Origin of the sequence: Spiroplasma endosymbiont of Thecophora atra, from assembly GCF_964019735.1 — a bacterium.
GTDB lineage: Bacteria > Bacillota_I > Bacilli_A > Mycoplasmatales > VBWQ01 > Spiroplasma_E > Spiroplasma_E ixodetis_A.
Map to the genome: position 1 here is coordinate 1,327,511 of NZ_OZ026464.1, position 17,266 is coordinate 1,344,776.

23 protein-coding genes and 1 pseudogene are annotated in these 17,266 nt (G+C 25.4%); 2 read left to right on the top strand and 22 right to left on the bottom strand.

Features of this window, described 5'->3' with window-relative positions; all coding sequences use genetic code 4:
* The first annotated feature begins 27 nt into the window (after positions 1–27).
* Entirely contained in the window at positions 28–720 is a 693-nt protein-coding gene (locus tag AACL05_RS07570; protein ID WP_338985964.1) for a hypothetical protein, read from the top strand.
* Between the two features lie 167 nt (positions 721–887).
* Here AACL05_RS07570 and AACL05_RS07575 read toward each other — a convergent pair whose 3' ends face one another.
* The 11 genes and pseudogenes from AACL05_RS07575 to AACL05_RS08750 form a co-directional block, all read right to left on the bottom strand.
* On the bottom strand, positions 888–1,736 hold the full coding sequence (locus tag AACL05_RS07575; RefSeq protein ID WP_338961195.1) for an energy-coupling factor transporter transmembrane component T: 849 nt from the start codon (positions 1,734–1,736) through the stop codon (positions 888–890).
* A 13-nt stretch (positions 1,737–1,749) separates the two neighbouring features.
* Entirely contained in the window at positions 1,750–2,628 is an 879-nt protein-coding gene (locus AACL05_RS07580; RefSeq protein WP_281748539.1) for an energy-coupling factor transporter ATPase, read from the bottom strand.
* The gene (locus AACL05_RS07585; RefSeq protein ID WP_252320168.1) at positions 2,604–3,446 is read right to left on the bottom strand and encodes an energy-coupling factor transporter ATPase; all 843 of its coding nucleotides are present in this window, start codon (positions 3,444–3,446) and stop codon (positions 2,604–2,606) included. Before AACL05_RS07585 ends, AACL05_RS07580 begins: the two co-directional genes overlap by 25 nt.
* A 200-nt stretch (positions 3,447–3,646) precedes the next feature.
* Positions 3,647–5,041: a hypothetical protein gene (locus tag AACL05_RS07590; protein ID WP_338985965.1), complete on the bottom strand. Its 1,395-nt coding sequence runs from the start codon at positions 5,039–5,041 to the stop codon at positions 3,647–3,649.
* Positions 5,042–5,230: 189 nt separating this feature from the next.
* Positions 5,231–6,865 (bottom strand): ankyrin repeat domain-containing protein, encoded by a 1,635-nt coding sequence (locus tag AACL05_RS07595; protein ID WP_338961197.1) that lies wholly within the window; start codon positions 6,863–6,865, stop codon positions 5,231–5,233.
* Between the two features lie 266 nt (positions 6,866–7,131).
* Complete coding sequence (locus AACL05_RS07600) at positions 7,132–8,082, bottom strand: M60 family metallopeptidase (RefSeq protein WP_338985968.1); 951 nt, start codon at positions 8,080–8,082, stop codon at positions 7,132–7,134.
* A gap of 189 nt (positions 8,083–8,271) precedes the next feature.
* Positions 8,272–8,544, bottom strand: coding sequence for a M60 family metallopeptidase (locus AACL05_RS07605; RefSeq protein ID WP_338985969.1), 273 nt, complete (start codon positions 8,542–8,544; stop codon positions 8,272–8,274).
* Positions 8,534–8,800, bottom strand: a complete 267-nt coding sequence (locus AACL05_RS07610; protein ID WP_338985970.1) for a hypothetical protein — start codon at positions 8,798–8,800, stop codon at positions 8,534–8,536. The genes AACL05_RS07605 and AACL05_RS07610 overlap by 11 nt, the downstream gene beginning before the upstream one ends.
* Positions 8,801–9,751: an IS30 family transposase gene (locus AACL05_RS07615; protein ID WP_338960236.1), complete on the bottom strand. Its 951-nt coding sequence runs from the start codon at positions 9,749–9,751 to the stop codon at positions 8,801–8,803.
* Between the two features lie 72 nt (positions 9,752–9,823).
* Positions 9,824–9,952: a hypothetical protein gene (locus AACL05_RS07620; protein ID WP_338985972.1), complete on the bottom strand. Its 129-nt coding sequence runs from the start codon at positions 9,950–9,952 to the stop codon at positions 9,824–9,826.
* Between the two features lie 18 nt (positions 9,953–9,970).
* A pseudogene (locus AACL05_RS08750) lies at positions 9,971–10,132 on the bottom strand (hypothetical protein); the annotation flags it as partial.
* Here AACL05_RS08750 and AACL05_RS07625 point away from each other — a divergent pair.
* Positions 10,065–10,211 carry a hypothetical protein gene (locus AACL05_RS07625; protein ID WP_338961204.1) on the top strand — a complete coding sequence of 49 codons (147 nt, stop codon included), beginning with the start codon at positions 10,065–10,067 and terminating at the stop codon, positions 10,209–10,211. The pseudogene AACL05_RS08750 and the gene AACL05_RS07625 sit on opposite strands and share 68 nt — an antisense overlap.
* A gap of 412 nt (positions 10,212–10,623) precedes the next feature.
* On the opposite strand, the gene rplQ is transcribed toward AACL05_RS07625, so the two are convergent.
* From rplQ to rpsE, 11 genes are read right to left on the bottom strand one after another with little or no spacing between them, the layout of a single operon-like run.
* Positions 10,624–10,989, bottom strand: coding sequence for a 50S ribosomal protein L17 (rplQ, locus tag AACL05_RS07630; protein WP_252319218.1), 366 nt, complete (start codon positions 10,987–10,989; stop codon positions 10,624–10,626).
* Positions 10,990–11,007: 18 nt separating this feature from the next.
* Entirely contained in the window at positions 11,008–11,976 is a 969-nt protein-coding gene (locus tag AACL05_RS07635; RefSeq protein WP_338961205.1) for a DNA-directed RNA polymerase subunit alpha, read from the bottom strand.
* Between the two features lie 18 nt (positions 11,977–11,994).
* Complete coding sequence (rpsK, locus tag AACL05_RS07640) at positions 11,995–12,387, bottom strand: 30S ribosomal protein S11 (RefSeq protein ID WP_338961206.1); 393 nt, start codon at positions 12,385–12,387, stop codon at positions 11,995–11,997.
* Between the two features lie 17 nt (positions 12,388–12,404).
* The gene (rpsM, locus tag AACL05_RS07645; protein ID WP_174480910.1) at positions 12,405–12,803 is read right to left on the bottom strand and encodes a 30S ribosomal protein S13; all 399 of its coding nucleotides are present in this window, start codon (positions 12,801–12,803) and stop codon (positions 12,405–12,407) included.
* Between the two features lie 24 nt (positions 12,804–12,827).
* The gene (rpmJ, locus tag AACL05_RS07650) at positions 12,828–12,941 is read right to left on the bottom strand and encodes a 50S ribosomal protein L36 (protein ID WP_174480911.1); all 114 of its coding nucleotides are present in this window, start codon (positions 12,939–12,941) and stop codon (positions 12,828–12,830) included.
* Between the two features lie 21 nt (positions 12,942–12,962).
* Complete coding sequence (gene infA, locus AACL05_RS08755) at positions 12,963–13,283, bottom strand: translation initiation factor IF-1 (RefSeq protein ID WP_348774424.1); 321 nt, start codon at positions 13,281–13,283, stop codon at positions 12,963–12,965.
* The gene (gene map / locus AACL05_RS07660; RefSeq protein WP_338985973.1) at positions 13,283–14,065 is read right to left on the bottom strand and encodes a type I methionyl aminopeptidase; all 783 of its coding nucleotides are present in this window, start codon (positions 14,063–14,065) and stop codon (positions 13,283–13,285) included. Before map ends, infA begins: the two co-directional genes overlap by 1 nt.
* A complete protein-coding gene (locus tag AACL05_RS07665) occupies positions 14,058–14,723 on the bottom strand; it encodes an adenylate kinase (RefSeq protein ID WP_281748525.1) in 666 nt (221 codons plus the stop codon). The genes map and AACL05_RS07665 overlap by 8 nt, the downstream gene beginning before the upstream one ends.
* A 9-nt stretch (positions 14,724–14,732) precedes the next feature.
* On the bottom strand, positions 14,733–16,091 hold the full coding sequence (gene secY, locus AACL05_RS07670; RefSeq protein ID WP_338961210.1) for a preprotein translocase subunit SecY: 1,359 nt from the start codon (positions 16,089–16,091) through the stop codon (positions 14,733–14,735).
* Positions 16,092–16,535 (bottom strand): 50S ribosomal protein L15, encoded by a 444-nt coding sequence (gene rplO, locus AACL05_RS07675; protein ID WP_338961212.1) that lies wholly within the window; start codon positions 16,533–16,535, stop codon positions 16,092–16,094.
* Between the two features lie 9 nt (positions 16,536–16,544).
* Complete coding sequence (gene rpsE / locus AACL05_RS07680) at positions 16,545–17,249, bottom strand: 30S ribosomal protein S5 (RefSeq protein ID WP_338961216.1); 705 nt, start codon at positions 17,247–17,249, stop codon at positions 16,545–16,547.
* Positions 17,250–17,266 lie beyond the last annotated feature (17 nt).

Here is a 17,266-nt window from a genome sequence, read left to right on the forward strand (position 1 = left end):
ACTTTAATTATATTTAGGGGAAAAAACATGAATAATAGTTTAAGTATAGTTACTAAAACTATTTCTTCATTTCAAACCAATGAAGAAATAGTTAATAAACAATCTAAAAAAAGAAAATGACAAAAATATGAACAAAAACCTGAAGTGAAAGCAAAAAAGAAAGAATATAGACAAAGACCCGAAGTAAAAATAAGAATAAAAGAATATGATCAAAAACCTGAAGTGAAAGCAAAAAAGAAAGAATATAGACAAAAACCTGAAGTAAAAGCAAAAAAGAAAAAATATGATCAAATGTGATACCAAAAAAATAAACAAAGAAAGAAAAAATATGATCAAAAACCCAAAGTAAAAGCAAAAAAGAAAAAATATTATCAAAGATCCGAAATAAAAGTAAGAAAGAAAAAATATGACCAAAAAAGATATCAACTTATTAAAGAAAGAGAAAGAGAATTGCAATCCGATCATGTTTCTAGTTCAAAACAAATTTTTGATTTAAGTAATTTTAATAGTGATAATATGTATGATGAACAAGTTATAAAAAATGTATTAAATAATTTAGAATTAGATCAATTAAATTTATTAGATAAAGCTATTGAACAATTGTTAGTTAGTGAAAAAATAGCAAAACAAAATGTTGAATGAAATAACAGTATTGTAGTTACAAGTAACTTTGATAGTGATATTTATGATTATAATTTATCAACCGGACTTACTCCTTAATTAATTTTAATTATTAATATATTTTAAATTTAAATTAAGAATTTTTAATTAAAAAAAATAATAGTGAGTATAAGAAAAAATAAAAATGATAAATATTATGACTCTTGTTGCAAAATTTTTAATTAAATTTAATATTAATAACATTTAAACTAATTCATATACGTTTATTATTGTGAATAATAATCATCAATAAATGGAATTCTTCAAAAAATTTCTGGATGATAAGTATAAGATATAAGAAATGCTAACAATCCTACACCAATAATAAAGAAAAATATATCTTTAAAATCAATATGGTATTGACGAAAACGTGTTCTTTTACCTTGTGGATCATAACCCCTTGAATCCATAGCGTACGCTAAATCTTCTGCTTTTTGAAATGAAGAAACTAATAAGGGAATAATTAATGAAACTAACGATTTAACTTTTTCTTTAAAATGACCATTTTTTAAATCTACACCACGTGATGCTTGCGCTTTTAAAATTCTACCGGCTTCATCTAATAATGTAGGAATTGAACGAAGAGCAATAGAAATAATCATTGAAATAATATGTACTGGAAATTTAATTAATTTTAGTGGTAACATTAAATCTTCTAATGCTAATGTTAAATCTAATGGTTGTGTTGTGGTTGTTAAAATTGTTGTAATTAAAATCATTAAATAAATTCTAAGAACAATATAAATACTAACAAATATAGCTTTATATGATACCTTAATACCATGCCAACGTCAAATCATTCCAACATTAGGGCCATCAGTTAAAAAACAGTTAATTATAAATAAAATAAATGCCATAAATAAAATGGGGCGCATTAATTTTAATAACATCATAAAAGATAATTTTGCACAAAAGAAAATTGTTATGACAGTAAAACCAATAAGAGCATAACCTTCAAAACCAGTATGAAAAAAAAGTGAAGCAATTAAACAAATTAAAACTAATAATTTAATTCTTGGATCTACACGATGAATGATTGAATTTAAAGGTAAATAACGACCAAAACTAACTTTCATTATTTATTACTCCTTACTTTTTATTGCTATTTTTTTTGGATAATATTTTTGATAGCTGGTCAATTAATTCTGAATCACTTCTAGCAGTAATTTTTGATGTATCAAATCCTGCTGCTTCTAATTTATATAAAAAACTATAAATTTTTGGTGGTTCAATTCCGGTTTCGGTAATTAATTTTTTATCTCTAAAAATAGTAATTGGATCTGCTTTTTTATAAATCTGTGTATTATGTAATACAATAACTTCATCAGCAACCATTAGTACATGATTCATATTATGAGTTACTAAAATAATAGTTTTGTTTTCTTTATGATTTAAATCATAAAATAAATTAATTAATTCTTTTTCACCATCGGGATCAAGTCCTGCTGTTGGTTCATCTAAAATTAAAGTATGACCTTGTAATGCCAAAATACCAGCAATAGCAACTCTTCGTTTTTGACCACCAGACAAATCAAACGGACTTCTTGATAAGTATGTTTCGTCTAATCCAACCAAATTAATATATTTTTTTGCTAACTCTCGTGCTTTATCTTTTTTCTCACCAAAATTAACTGGTCCAAACATAATATCTCGTTCAATAGTTTCTTCAAATAACTGATATTCGGGAAATTGAAAGACTAAGCCAATTTGTTTACGTATTTTTTTAATATCACGAATTTTTTTTTGATTAGCCTTAATAATAAAATCATTAATGGCAACTGAACCTGCCATTGGAACTAATAAACCATTAATATGTTGAATCATAGTTGATTTACCACTACCAGTTTCACCAATAATAGCAACTATTTTTTGTTCAACAATTTCAATAGTAATATCTTTTAATGCTTGATATTGATAAGGGGTTTTTGGAGAATAAGTATAACTTACTTCTTTGAATTTAATTGACATAAGCTAGAAATCAACTCCTCTTCACTTAATGTTTCATTAATATTAATCCCCTTATTTTTTAAACCTAACGATACTTTTAAAACAAAAGGAATATCTAAATGAATACTTTGTAAAAACTCTCATTCTTTTAATATTTCAGATGGAGTTCCATAACGAACTAACTTACCTTTATTCATAACAATAATTTTATCGGCATTAATAATTTCATCCATATCATGAGTAATAGAAATAATAGTTTTATTGCGTTGTTCTTGTAATTTTAACATAATTTCTTTAACTTCTCGTTTACCTTTTGGATCAAGCATACTAGTTGCCTCATCAAAAATAATAATATCAGGTTCTAAAGCTAAAACTGAAGCAATAGCTACACGTTGTTTTTGACCACCAGATAATCATAGCGGTTCATGATCTAAATATTTTTCCATACCCACTGCCCTAGAAACTCTGTCAATAATTGCTGGCATATCACTGGGTTCAACTAAATGATTTTCCAAGCCAAAAGCAATATCATCACGAACAGTTGAACCTATAAATTGATTATCAGGATTTTGAAAAACAATACCTAAGTGACGACGTAATTGTTTAATGTTTTTATTAGTAATTGTTTCACCAAATAATTGAATTGTACCTTTTTGTTTGTGTAAAACACCAATAATAATTTTTGAAAGTGTTGACTTACCACTACCATTATGACCAATTATAGTAATATATTCACCATGATTAATATCAAAACTAACATTATCAACAGCGTTATTGTATTCTGGTTTATAACGAAATTCAACATTTTTTAAACTTAATGAAATTTTAGATTTACTCATATTACTTCTAACTCCATTTTAAATATTATGCTAGTAAAATTATAACAGTAATTTTATATATATCAATTTATAATTTATAAAAATTATAAAAAAAGAAAAAAATGAACAATATCTGTTCAAAATTGAAGTAAAATTATTGTTCATTTTCTAATAAAATTTAGTTTATAAATTAAAGTTATATAAATTTCTATTCTATAAAATTAATGTAAAGAAATATCCGGATTTTTAGAATTTTCTTTTAATAAAGAATCATTTTTTGTTACTTCTTCTGTTGATTTCAATAATTTGTCACTTCAACTTTTAGATGAGCTGGGTACTGCTGATGAAGTTGAAGGTTGCGGATCATTATTTGAAATATTATTTTTTGATAATTTTTCTAGTTCTTTTTTAATATCTTTTAATTCTCGTTTTTTTTCTTCTATTTTTCTTGTTGTTTTACCATGATTATTATAACAACCACAGCTCATAAGTAATCAAAATTTATTTCAAAAATCTTTTAATTTTTCAGCTTCTAATTTCCTAATTTCCGCTTCTAAAGATTTTTCTTTTCTTTGATAATATCCTAATGTAAGTTTTTGTTTACTAACTCTATAAAGTTTAGTAAATGGTTTATATATACGTTTAAATCATGGTTTTGCATTTTGCTGAGTAGAAGTAACATTTTCTTCTGGTGAAATTATTATTGATTCTTCTAATGAATTATTTTTTATTCGTTTTAAGACATCTTTTTTTTCTGTAATTTCTTTGACAATTTTTATAGAAGATTTTTCAAGCCTACATATTGTCAAAAGTAAACTTAAAATTTTTGAATTAATATTTGCTTCATCTATAACCACTATATTTAGTTTATGCTGTAATTCATATATTTCACAAATTCTCTTGTTTTTTTTGATCTCCAATTCTGCTATTTTAACTTCATTTTCTGTTTTTTTATTTGAATATAATTTATGATTTGCTTTTATTAATTGTTCTTTATTTTCTAAAATAATTTGTTTATGTTTAAATTCTTCAAATTCTAATAATGTTATTTCTTTCTCTTTTCTTTTTAAACTAGCAGATAAATTAGCAATTTTTAATCTTACTTCTAATATTTCATTTTCTTTTTCTTTAATCAAAAGATTCACATTAGTATCATCATCAACTATGGTTTCTTTTAATTTACCTATTTCTTCTTCCATTTCTTTCTCATTTTTTTTGAATTTTTCTAATTCATTTATTATTTCTTGTTCATTTTCTTTTAATTTTGTTATATTTTCTTGTATTTGTTGTTGTTGCTTTTCTTCTACTTCAACTTTATTTTCAATTTCTTTTCTTAAGTTTTCTAATTTTATTAAATCTTTTTCTTTAAACTTTACCTCTTTTTCTTCATATTTAATATTTTTTTCTTTTTTTTCCTTTAATTTATTTTTAATTTCTTTACTTAAACCTTCTTTTTCATCATTAATATTTAATTTTAGTTTTTCTCATTTTTTTATTTCTTTTTTTTCATTTTTAATTTGATTATCATTTTCTTTGATTTCTTTTTCAAAGGCTTTAATTACTTTTTTTATTTCTGAACTTTCTTTTTTACGGTTTTCTTGTTCAGTAACTGGCATCAAAATCTTCCTTTCAAAATAAAAAAAATCGATTATTTTTTTAAAAAAAAATAATGGATTGAAAACTATATTTAGTTTTTCATCTATATTATATATAAACTTTATTGAATATATATTATACTTGCTAGATAACACTTTTAAATTTTTATAAAATATTTAAGAATTATTAAAAAAGTTTATTTTTAAACACTAAAATCTTGTTGTATAAGAAAAAGTATCAGTAATTAAACTATCTGGAAAATTATTATTAGATTCTCAAATTATACTGTCTACATCACTTGTATCATCATTACTTAATAAGGAAACAGTATCAACCTCATCATAATAACTATTAGTATCAGATATATTAGTATCAGATATATTATTATCAATAATAACTTCAACAAAACGTTCAAATTTAATATTTTTACTTAAGAGATAATTTTCTATTAAATTCATTACTTTAATTTTATCTTTTCTATTACTTTTTTTCACAATTAAATCATATGCAGTTAATCCAGTTTTATCTTTTATTGTTAAATCAATATTAGGTATTTGTAACAGTTCTTCTATTACTTCAAATCTAGAATAAAGAACTGCTTGATGCAAGGGAGTATATCCTAAATTATTTTGTATATTTATTTCACCACCTGCGTTTAATACTAATTTTAATAATTCAACATTAGATCTTAGTACACAATCATGAATTGGACTATCTCCTTCAGTGTCCTTAGAATTAATTTGATCATAAGATAAAATAGAAAGCAATGTTTTTACAATTTCTTTATAATTTTCAACTAAAATTTTAGTTCTACTGTCCTTTATACCCATATCATTATTTGATATAAATCTAAAGTAACCTAATGGATTAACTCAAGGCATTCCCTCTTTAGGTAAGCCCGTTGTGTCAACACTAGCACCTACAATTGCACATTGTAAAGGAGTACCAATTTTTTCTGCTACATAATTTATTAATGATTGATCATTTAATTTTTGTATTAATAATTTTACAATATCTACATTTCCAAAAAGTGTTGCTATATGGAATATATTTCATCCTTTAATTGAATTAATATTTCAGTTAGGATCTAATGATTTTCATAATTCATTATTAGTAAACAATAAATTAACATTAGAATTATTAATTAAAAATTCAATAACTTCATTATCAAATTCACCATATTTGATAAAACGTTTGGCAGCATATTCGAAAGCACATTCAATAGGTGTTTCTCCATTTTTATTTTTATTATTAATTAATTCTTTATTAATTGATAATAAATATTTTAAAATATCAATTTGACCATTATTTGCAGCAATATGAAAAAGATTACTCTCATTATCAATTATTTCTTCTAAATTAATAATATTAGTTAATAATTTTATACCTTTAATATTTCCTTCTTCAATTAATTTTTTTGCTAATACAAAACTTAATTTACTTTTAAATAAAATTGAATCATTAACTTTAAATAATTTTACTAATTGTTCCTTTTCATCATTCATAATAAGAAAATTAGCACATCTATAACTAATATTAATATGATAATTATTTACTATTATATTTTCTAATTCTTCTAAAAACAATTCTAGCTTTTTTAATTCTGCAGAATCTTTTAAACTATCTCCATCTTTAGCATATTCATAGTTAATTAATCTTTCTTTTATTATTTTAAGATTATCTTGTAATTTTAATTTTATCTCTTCTATAATTTTAAAATTTTCTAGTTCTTTAAAAGATTTATCAATAAGTTGATAAGTATTAATTTTTTCTTGAAATATTTTTTTTACATTCTTAATAAATATCTCTATATCTAAATTACTAATATTTTCTATAGATATCATCTTTCATTTTCTCCTTTTTATTCAAATTAAAAGTAAAATTTAATAAACATAAAAGAAACTAATATAGATAAAATATCCATATTAGTACTAAACATTTATTAAATTATGAATTAATAATATCATAAAGATTTTCTAACTTTATATAATTTTAAAAAATATATAAAAAAACTAAATTTTACTATATAAAAGATAAAACCAAAAAAATCAAAATTACTATGTCATAAAAATAGAATTTACTATTAATAATAAATTCTATTTTTATTCTTTTAACTTATATTTTTTTTAATTAGTTTATCATCACTAACAACAAACTCTACATTCTTTGTTGTTGAAGAAACTCATTCACCAACACTTGGATCAAAATAAAGTCCTCTTTTTGGTTCCATAAATCAAAATATAATCATATAATTATTTTTATAATTAATCTCATTAAGATCATCAAAAACCGATGTTGGATCCTTTCCTACTGCCACTTTTTTATAAATTGAATTACCATTAGCATCTTTAATAGTAATTTTTATATAATCACTGCCTCCATAACCAATATTAAATTTTTCATTATTACCACTGATGAAAAATGTTTTCTTAGTTTTATTTAAATTAATAATTGCTCGATATTGTGTTAAGCCCTGTCCCATTCCTTCTAATAATATACTATTTACAAAATTTAATTTCACTGGAATTTGATATTTATTACCAACAAAATCTTCATTTCTATCTATAATTACAAAATTAGTATCAATACTTTTTTTATCAAGAAAATCAGGTTTTTGATAAGAAATATCTTTAACACTTTCAACTTCTAAATTATCTTCCATCATAATATTTTCTTTAACTTCATTTTTTAAAATTTCATCACCAATACTTTTTTCTAAAAAACTAATAACTTTTACTTCTTGCACTGGTTGATAACTTCGCAATTCATGTTCAACAATAGCATTATCATCATAATGACCATCAAAGATATTATTTCAAATCTCTTTTGTTAACTTTGGATATTTACTTACAATTTTTTCAGTATCTTCATCAGTTTTAATTCCTCATTTAGCAAAGAATGGAATTAGATTTCGATTAGCTATTTTTGAAGTCATTTGAATAAAAAATTGTTTTTTTAATTCATTATCAGTTGGTAATAACTTATCATCTAATAATCGACAAGATTGATTTAAAGTTGAATAAAATCATTTTCCAAAAGCTTGATCTAATTGTCAAAACATACCTAATTTAACAAAAAGTGATTGTTTATCAAAATTTTTATCAGCATTTGAATTTAAAATAAATTCTTTAATATCTTTATCAGCATGTTATTTAATTAAGTTATTTTGAAATCCAAATTCTCTTTCAACTCAAAGTGCACTAATATTTACTGTAACTTCAGTTAGATCATTTCATTTATAACGCGGATTTTAAAATGTGTGTCCTATCTCATGTCATATATATCAACCCTCATTAGGCTTCTTCTTAAATAATGCTTTTCCAGCACCAGTAACTTGTTGAATAATAATATGATAGTGTGTTGCACTAGCATATCCTGCACCAGTATCAGGATTTGTAATATGGATTTTATTATTAACTTTTCGAGCAATACCATTATATTCTAAATTTAATCCACTAACCATACTTGTTAATTCATAAACTCTATCTAAACGAGTAAATGTTTCATTAATATTATACTTCATCTATTCATAATTCTTTTGCAAGTTCCATTTGGAATGTTCCAAAAACATGTTCTCCAATAATTTCAACAAATGGTGATTCTATATTATCATATAACATTTGTTGAAATTCTTCATTTGTTGTTGTATCAACAACAAATGTTGGATCTTCTATTGGATCTTCAACAATAATTTTAGCAAATCGTGAATTAATATTATTATTTAATATTTCATTATATTTTTTATTTATTATTTTGCTAAATTGTAAAGGTAAGTGCAACTAAATTATTTTTCTATCCAAATATTCGATTGGTGAAAGATAATTTAGTATTTTTCTTGGTCTTTGGTTTAAAGACAATATAAATTTATGAACTTCATTTTTATTAGTTTTTGAAAAAATAAATTTTTTAGGAAATTTTTCTCTAATTAAACCATTAGTATTTTCATTAGTACCTCTTTGTCAAGGTGAATATGGATTGGCAAAATAAATTTTTATATCTAAATTTTTTTCAAGTTGTTGTCAATTTGAAAATTCTTTGCCACGATCAAAAGTAATAGTTTTAACAATGTTTTTAGGAAGAATTGATAAATAATAACTAACATTTTTATTAATAACTTTAGTAGTTCTGTTTTTAACTAATATTGCTAAAGTAAATCGTGATACTCTTTCAACTAAAGTTATTAAACATGATTTGCTTTTACCTCGTGATGATACTATAGTATCTCCTTCTCAATGACCAAGTGTTATACGATCATTAACATTTATATCTCGTTCTTTAATTGATTTACCATTAAACTTGCCACGATTTTCTTTAGATTTTCGTTTTTTACCTTTTCTTCTTAAATTTTTACTAGTAACTTTATCAAGCATTCCAAAATAAATTCAAGTATAAATTGTTTTAAAACTAATAACTCACTCTTTATGAAAATTTTTAATTCTGCCATAAATTTGTTCAGGTGATCAACCTAATAGTAATTTTTGTTGTACATATTTTACTAAATTCTTATTTTTAAACTTATGAAAACTAATATGTGATTGTTTTCGATTTTCAGCTTTATTTTGTGCAATTAATGAAAAATAATGATTATTATCTTTATTTCTATTAATTTCTCGAATAATAGTACTAATACTTCGATTAAGATTTTTAGCTATTTCACTAATTTTAAATTTAAATTTCAATTGATTCTCAATATAAATCCTTTCATCTATGCCAAGATGTTTATAACTCATATAAAAACTCCTTACTTTTTTCTAAACTAAATTTAGCATTATGAAATTTTTATATGAGAATTTTTTGCAATTTTATTTACTTGCACTTACAAGTATAACTCAGCTTTTACTAGCAACAAATGTTGGATCTTCTACTTCTGATTCAGCAGTAATTAATACTATATAATCAGTATTTTCACTTTTATTATATAGATATAACATACCTTCTATTTCAGAAATAATAGTTTGATTTTCTTCATTAATAACATACTCTTTTGGTTTTAAACTTTGACCATCATTTAAATTTTTATAACTTCCTCATTGTCCAATAAAAATGTTAAGTAAAGATTCATCATTTTCTAATAATTTTATTGTTATTTTTGATCCTTTAACTACAAAAATTCCTGTTGGAGTAAATTTAGAATGATTAAGTACTCTTTGTTCCTTAGTAAGATTTCTTCAACAATACCTTGTGCATTAGCAACAATCATTTTTTTCATTTTTTTCTTGTTTATTTGAGATAAATATTTAAAAATTACTATATCTATTAAATTTCTTTACAAAAATAATTTTAATTATTGACTGATATTTTTTTGATAATTATTGTTTTATATACAAATAATCCAAATACTATCCCAATCAAATATATAAGTTTTACTTTTTATTAAAGAAACTAAAAACTCCTTATAAAAATAAGGAGTAATAATCTATAAATTGTTATAAAATAAAACTTATATATAATATAACATTGAAATAATAAAAATACCATAAAAAATATTTATCAATAATTGTATTAAAAAATACAATTTTATTTAAAATTGTCAACATATAAAAAAGAGAAAACATAAAAATGCTTTACTCTTTCCAAAATTTTCTTGCTTTAATATTTTTAACTAAACAAAAGTAATTAATACCATTGGTGCATTATCACCAGTTCTATTATCTACTTTAATTAACTTTGTATATCCACCTTTACGGTCTTTATATCTTTCAGCAATATTGCCAAATAATGTTGGAATAACACCATCCTTTGGATGCTCTTTAGTTGTAATTTTACGTAATTTAGCAATTGCCATTCTTCTTGAATGCAAATCACCACGTTTAGCTAATGTTACTAAAGGTTCAATAAATGTTTGTAATCTTTTTGCTCTTTTTTCTAACAAAACTAATTTTCCATGAACAATTAATTCACTTGCTAAATTACGGATTTCAGCATCTACTTTAGCACTATTTCTTCCGATATCGTTAATATATGACATTTTTTCTTATCCTCCTTCTTAGTTTTTAATAGAAAACTCTAAATTATGTTTTGATACACAATCTTCAATTTCTTTAATTGATTTTGAACCTAAATGTTTAATTTGTTTAATTTCATCTAAACTTTTACTTACAATATCACCCAAAGTTTTATAACCATCACGTTTTAAACAATTGTATGAACGAACAGTTAAATTCAATTCTTCTAAGGCTTTGTTTAAATCATTATTTTCTTGCTCATTAGTAATTGAAATAACTTCAAAGTTTTTAACATTATCATCTAAATTAACAAAAAATTCAATATGACTCATTAAAATTTTAGCTGCCATTGCAATAGCTGATGCTGCTTTAACTGAACCATTAGTTTGTACACCAAGAATTAATTTTTCATATTCAATACCTTTTAATGTTTTAGTTACAGGTTCAATTTTATAATCAACTTTTTCAACGGGTGAAAAGTTTGAATCAATAGCAATAATGCCTGAACTATTAGCAATTTCTTTTTTATTTTCCTCAAATGAAGAATAACCACGAGATTTCTTTACCATTAATTCCATTTCAAAAAGAACATTTCTTGAAGTTGTTCGAGCAATAATTAATTCTGGATTAACTACTCTAACATCAGTTGGACAAATAATATCTCCAGCAGTAATATCTTGTTCACCAGTAATACTAATTTTTAAATTAGCAATTTTTTTGTCCTTTTGAATATCACCATCAAAGGCTAAAACTAAGTCCTTAACATTTAAAATTATTTCAGAAACATTTTCAATTACACCTTTAACTGCAGTAAATTCATGAGATACACCACTTATTCTAATTGCATATACAGAAATACCTGGTACTGAAGATAATAATGTTCTTCTTAAGGCATTAGCTAAAGTTGTTCCATAACCACGTTCTAATTGACTCACAATAAATTCACTGTAATTAATAGCACTATTTTCACTGTTTAAACTAAATTTTGGTTTTAAAAATTGTTGTTCCATGTTTTATTTTCACCTACTTTATTTTCTTGGTTTTTTTGGTGGACGACAACCATTATGAGGGATTGGTGTCACATCATTTAAATCTTTGATTTCAAAACCTACTGCTTGTAAACTACGAATTGATGGTTCTCTTCCTGGTCCTGTTCCATTAACAAAAACACTTAAAATTTTAACTCCGTGTTCCATAGCAGTTTTACCTGCAGCTTCAGCTGCTAACTGTGCTGAGTGAGGAGTTGATTTACGAGTTCCTTTGAAACCTACTGCTCCAGCACTTGATCAAGAAATAACATTACCATTAAGATCAGTAATAGTAACAATAGTATTATTAAAACTTGCTTTAATAAATGCTTTTGCTTTAATAAAATTAGGATTAACTTTAATTTTTTTCTTTACTGTTGTTTTTATATTCATTATTTTTTTCCTCCTAATTAACTTGCTTTTTTCTTGTTAGCAACCGTTTTACGTGGTCCCTTGCAAGTTCTTGCATTAGTTTTTGTTGATTGTCCTCTGGCTGGTAATCCTTTACGATGACGAATACCACGATAACATCCAATTTCCATTAATCTTTTAATGTTTAAAGACACTTCACGTCTTAGTTCACCTTCAGTTTTATATTTCTTTTCAATTAATTGACTAATTGAACTTAATTCTTTTTCTGTTAATTCATTAATTTTTTTAGTTTCTTCAATTTTTAGTTCTTTTAATATTTCTGAAGATTTGCTGCGACCAATTCCATAAATTCTTGTTAAACCAATTACTGTATGTTGATTTCCAGGAATATTTACTTGCGCAATTCTTCGACTTGCATTGTTAGTATTTGATGTCATATTTATTTTTCCTCCTTAATATTTCTATCCTTGACGTTGCTTATGTTTAGGATTTTCACAAATGATTACATTACGTTTTTTACGTTTGATTGGTTGACATTTGTCACAAATTTTTTTAACTGATGCTTGTACTTTCATCATTTTCCTCCTGTTAAACTATTAGTTTTCTTTGTTTTCATCATCTTTATTTATCGGTAAATGTGTAGTAGCCATTCTGTTACGAAAAGTAATTCGTCCTTCAGTTAAATTATAAGTTGATAATTCAACTTTTACATGATCACCTTTGATAATTTTAATTTTATGTGTTTGCATACGACCCGATGGTCTTACAATAGGAGTAAAGTCATATTCATTCAACTTTACTTTAAATCTAGCATTAGGTAAAACTTCTATTACTATACCTTCACATTCAATAGTACTATCATTAGTTTTTTTTACTTTTTGAACTTTGGGTTTAACTACTTGTTTTGGTTTAGCCATTAATTACATTCCTCATTATTTTTTTGATTTTCATTAAATATTGTTAGTACTTCACATCCATCATTAGTTACTAGGATAGTGTGTTCAAAGTGAGCAGTTTGTTGTTTATCAGCAGCAACTACTGTTCACTTATCACTTAAAACCAGAATTTTATCAGTTGTTGTTTGAACCATTGGTTCAATACAAATTGTCATTCCTGACTGCAATTTTATTCCGGTGTTGGGCTTACCAACATTAGAAATAGCTGGGTCTTCGTGGAGTTTTTTACCAATACCATGCCCAGTATATGATGTTGGTAAATAAAAGCCTTCGCTTTCTACATAAGTTTGAATGGTGTTACTAATATCACCAATTCTAACTCCTGGTGCAATAATTGCTATTGCTTTATTTAATGACTCTTTAGTCACATTAATAAGTTTTGCTTGTTCTGGTGTTGGTTTACCACCAACACACATTGTAAAGGCAGCATCTGCATGATAACCATTAACAGCAGCACCAGCATCAATTTTCACAATATCATTCATTTTAAAAGGTTTATCATTAGGAATGCCGTGAATTAATTGTTCATTAACTGAAACACAAATCGTGGCAGGAAAACCATGATAATTTAAAAAAGAAGGTATAGCATTATTTTCTTTAATAATTTGTGCTACCACTTTATCAAGCATTTTACCAGTTATTCCAACTTTTATTATCTTTGCTAACTCTTTATGAATAAGTGCTACAACTTGACTAGCGGCTTTGATATTTTGAATTTCACTTTGACTTTTAATGCTAACCATTATTTTTATTTCCTTTTAATGATGATAAATATGATTTAATTTGTTTTTTAATATCACTATTATCTTGGTTGGCATCCACCGTTCTTAACAGTCCACGTTCTTGATAAGAATCTACCAATGGTGCCGTTGCTACTTTGTAAGTTTTTAAACGATTGATAATTGTCTTTTCATCACTATCATCAATTCGTTTAATTAATTTTACCCCATCATTATCACAAATACCAGTAATCTTTGGTGGTAGGAAATTAAGATTATAAATTGCTTTACATTGAGGACAAGTAACTCTTGAAGACAAACGTTTAATAACTGTTTCTTCATTAATATCTAGATACAATACCATTGAAAGCGTTTCATTCAAACTTGTTAATACTTTATCTAATGATGCTACTTGTGAAATTGTTCTTGGATAACCATCAAGAATAAAATTATGTTTAATATCTTTTAAAGTATTACTAATAATCTCGTTTGTAATCTCATCAGGAACATATTGACCCTTATTAACATAAGTTTGAGCTTTTTTACCTACTGGTGATTGTTTTGTGATTTCATCACGAAACAAATCACCAGTTGATAAATGCATTAAATTATATTGTTCTTTCAGAAACTGTGACTGTGTCCCTTTCCCTGATCCTGGTGGACCTAAAATAATTAAATTCATCGTTACCCCCTAAGACCATAAGTGTTCTTTAACATCTTTGTTTTCCTTATAATTTAAGAATGAATGTTGAGTAATTCGTCCCTTAATTTGTTTTGTTGTATCTAGTGCTACTCCAACCATAATTATTAATCCAGTTCCACCAACTGCTAATGAAGAAGGTAGATTAGTAAATTTAGAAATTAAAAATGGGGTTACTGCAACAGCAGTTAAGAAAAAGGAACCAATTGTACTTAAACGATTTAACATTCTTTTAATATAAATTTCTGTTTCCTTCCCTGGCTGAATACCAGGAATATAAGTTCCTGATTTTTGAAAATTCTTAGCCATTTGTTCGGGATTAATTTGCACTTGTGCATATAAAAAGGTAAACATAATCGTCATTATAGCAAAAATACTAATTCCCGGCCACGACTGTAAAGATAAATAATTTCTAGCAAAATTAGCAAAACCACTATTTTGATCAACAATTTGCGCCACTGTCATTGGACCAGTAATTAGTGCCGAAGAAAAAATAACAGGAATTACTCCAGCTGAGTTAACTTTTAAAGGTAAATAAGAACTTTTATCACCCTTTAAAGTTAAACCACTACCAGTTTGTTGAATTGGTAAGTGTCGCTCTGATTCACTAAAGAATACAACAACAAGAATAATCAGTAGGAAGGCTGCAAAATAAAGAGCAAATTTTAAAGTCCCTTGAAAAATAACACCATTATTAGTATCTGGTCCTACTCAATACTTAAAAGTTGAAGCTAAGTTAAATGGTAAATTAGCAGCAATTCCACCAAAAATAATTAGTGAAATTCCATTACCAATACCACGATTAGTAATCTGATCAGCCATTCATAATGATAACATTGTCCCTGCTAGTAAAATAGCTGGAATCAATACATAATAGAAAACTTCTGGTCCAGCTGCTCCCGATCCCGAACTTCAATCAACACTAATAATATGTTGAGATTGTAAACCAAAGATTGTGGCAAAACCTTGCATAATAGCAAAGGGGACAGTTAATACTCGATTCATTAACTCTAATTTTTTCTTACCTTTTTCTCCTGATTTAGCTCATCTTGTTAAGGTAGGAACAACATCAGTTGATAATAACTGCACAATAATTGATGCAGTAATGTAAGGTGACACTCCAAGTGCAAAAACAGAAAATCTGCTAATAGCACCACCACCTAACATTGAAATTAAATTAAAGAATTCAATACCACTACTATTACTGCTACTTAAATCTTCATTCAAAGTTACTCCTGGAACTGTAATAAATGCTCCAACACGAAAGATAAATAAAATAAAAATGGTAAATAAAATTCTAATTATAACTTCTTTATACTTTTTTATTAATTCACGGGTTGTTGTGAACACTTAGATCACCTGCGCTTTTCCTCCGACTTGTTCAATAGCAGTAATTGCTGATTTTGAAAATTTATGAGCTTTAATTGTTTTTGGTGTTGTTAATTTACCTTTACCAAGAACTTTAATACCATCTTTTTTACTTCTAATCAATTTTAATTGAAATAAAAGTTCAGGTGTTATTTCATGCTCTTTAATTAAATCAATTTGTTCTAAGTTAATAATACTATAATTGGTTGTAGTAAAGTTAGTAAACCCTCGTTTTGAAATACGACGATATAGTGGTGTTTGTCCTCCTTCAAATCCGGGTCTTGTTCCACCACCGGTACGGGCATTTTGTCCTTTTGTCCCTTTACCAGCCGTTTTACCTTTTCCAGATGAAGTTCCTCTACCTAAACGTTTAATGTCTTTACGAGAACCTGGTGTTGGTTTTAAGTTATGTAATGTTGTTTCCATAATCCACCTCTAACCATTACTACGCTTAGTAGTAAGATTTTTATTTTTTATAAAATATTGTGCTGGTTTAACATTGCCAAGACCTGCAATTGTTGCTCTAGCTAAATTAATTTTATTTCTAGATCTAAATGCTTTTGAATAAATATTATGAATACCAACTAATTCTAAAATATCACGAGCAGATCCACCAGCTTTAATTCCGATTCCTTCTTTAGCTGGTTTTAATAAAATTTCACTTCCACAATATTTACCTTTAACTTCATGAACAATAGAATTATTGTTTTTAGTTATCGTAATTGTTGTTAAATTTTTGTGAGCAGCTTCAATTGCCTTTTTAATTGCATCAGGAACTTCATTGGCTTTAGATATACCAAAACCAACTACTCCTTTACCATTACCAATAGCAACAGCAGCAGAGAAACGCAATCTTCTTCCCCCGGTTGTTACTTTGTTAATTTTTCTGATTCAAATCACTTTTTCAATAAATTCACTTGGAGTTTTTGGTTTACGTTCAAAATTTTTACGTGGTTCACGAACTTTATTTTCTTTTTTATCATGGCTATTTCTTGGTTGTGATGAATTAGTATGTCTAATTTTATTTTCATTACCAGTAGGATTTTTTACTTCTGCTTTAACAGAAGATTTTGCTACTGATTTTTGAACTTCAGTATTTTCTTTATCATCAATAATTGTTTTTTTATTTTCTAAACTCATACTTTTAATTCTCCTTT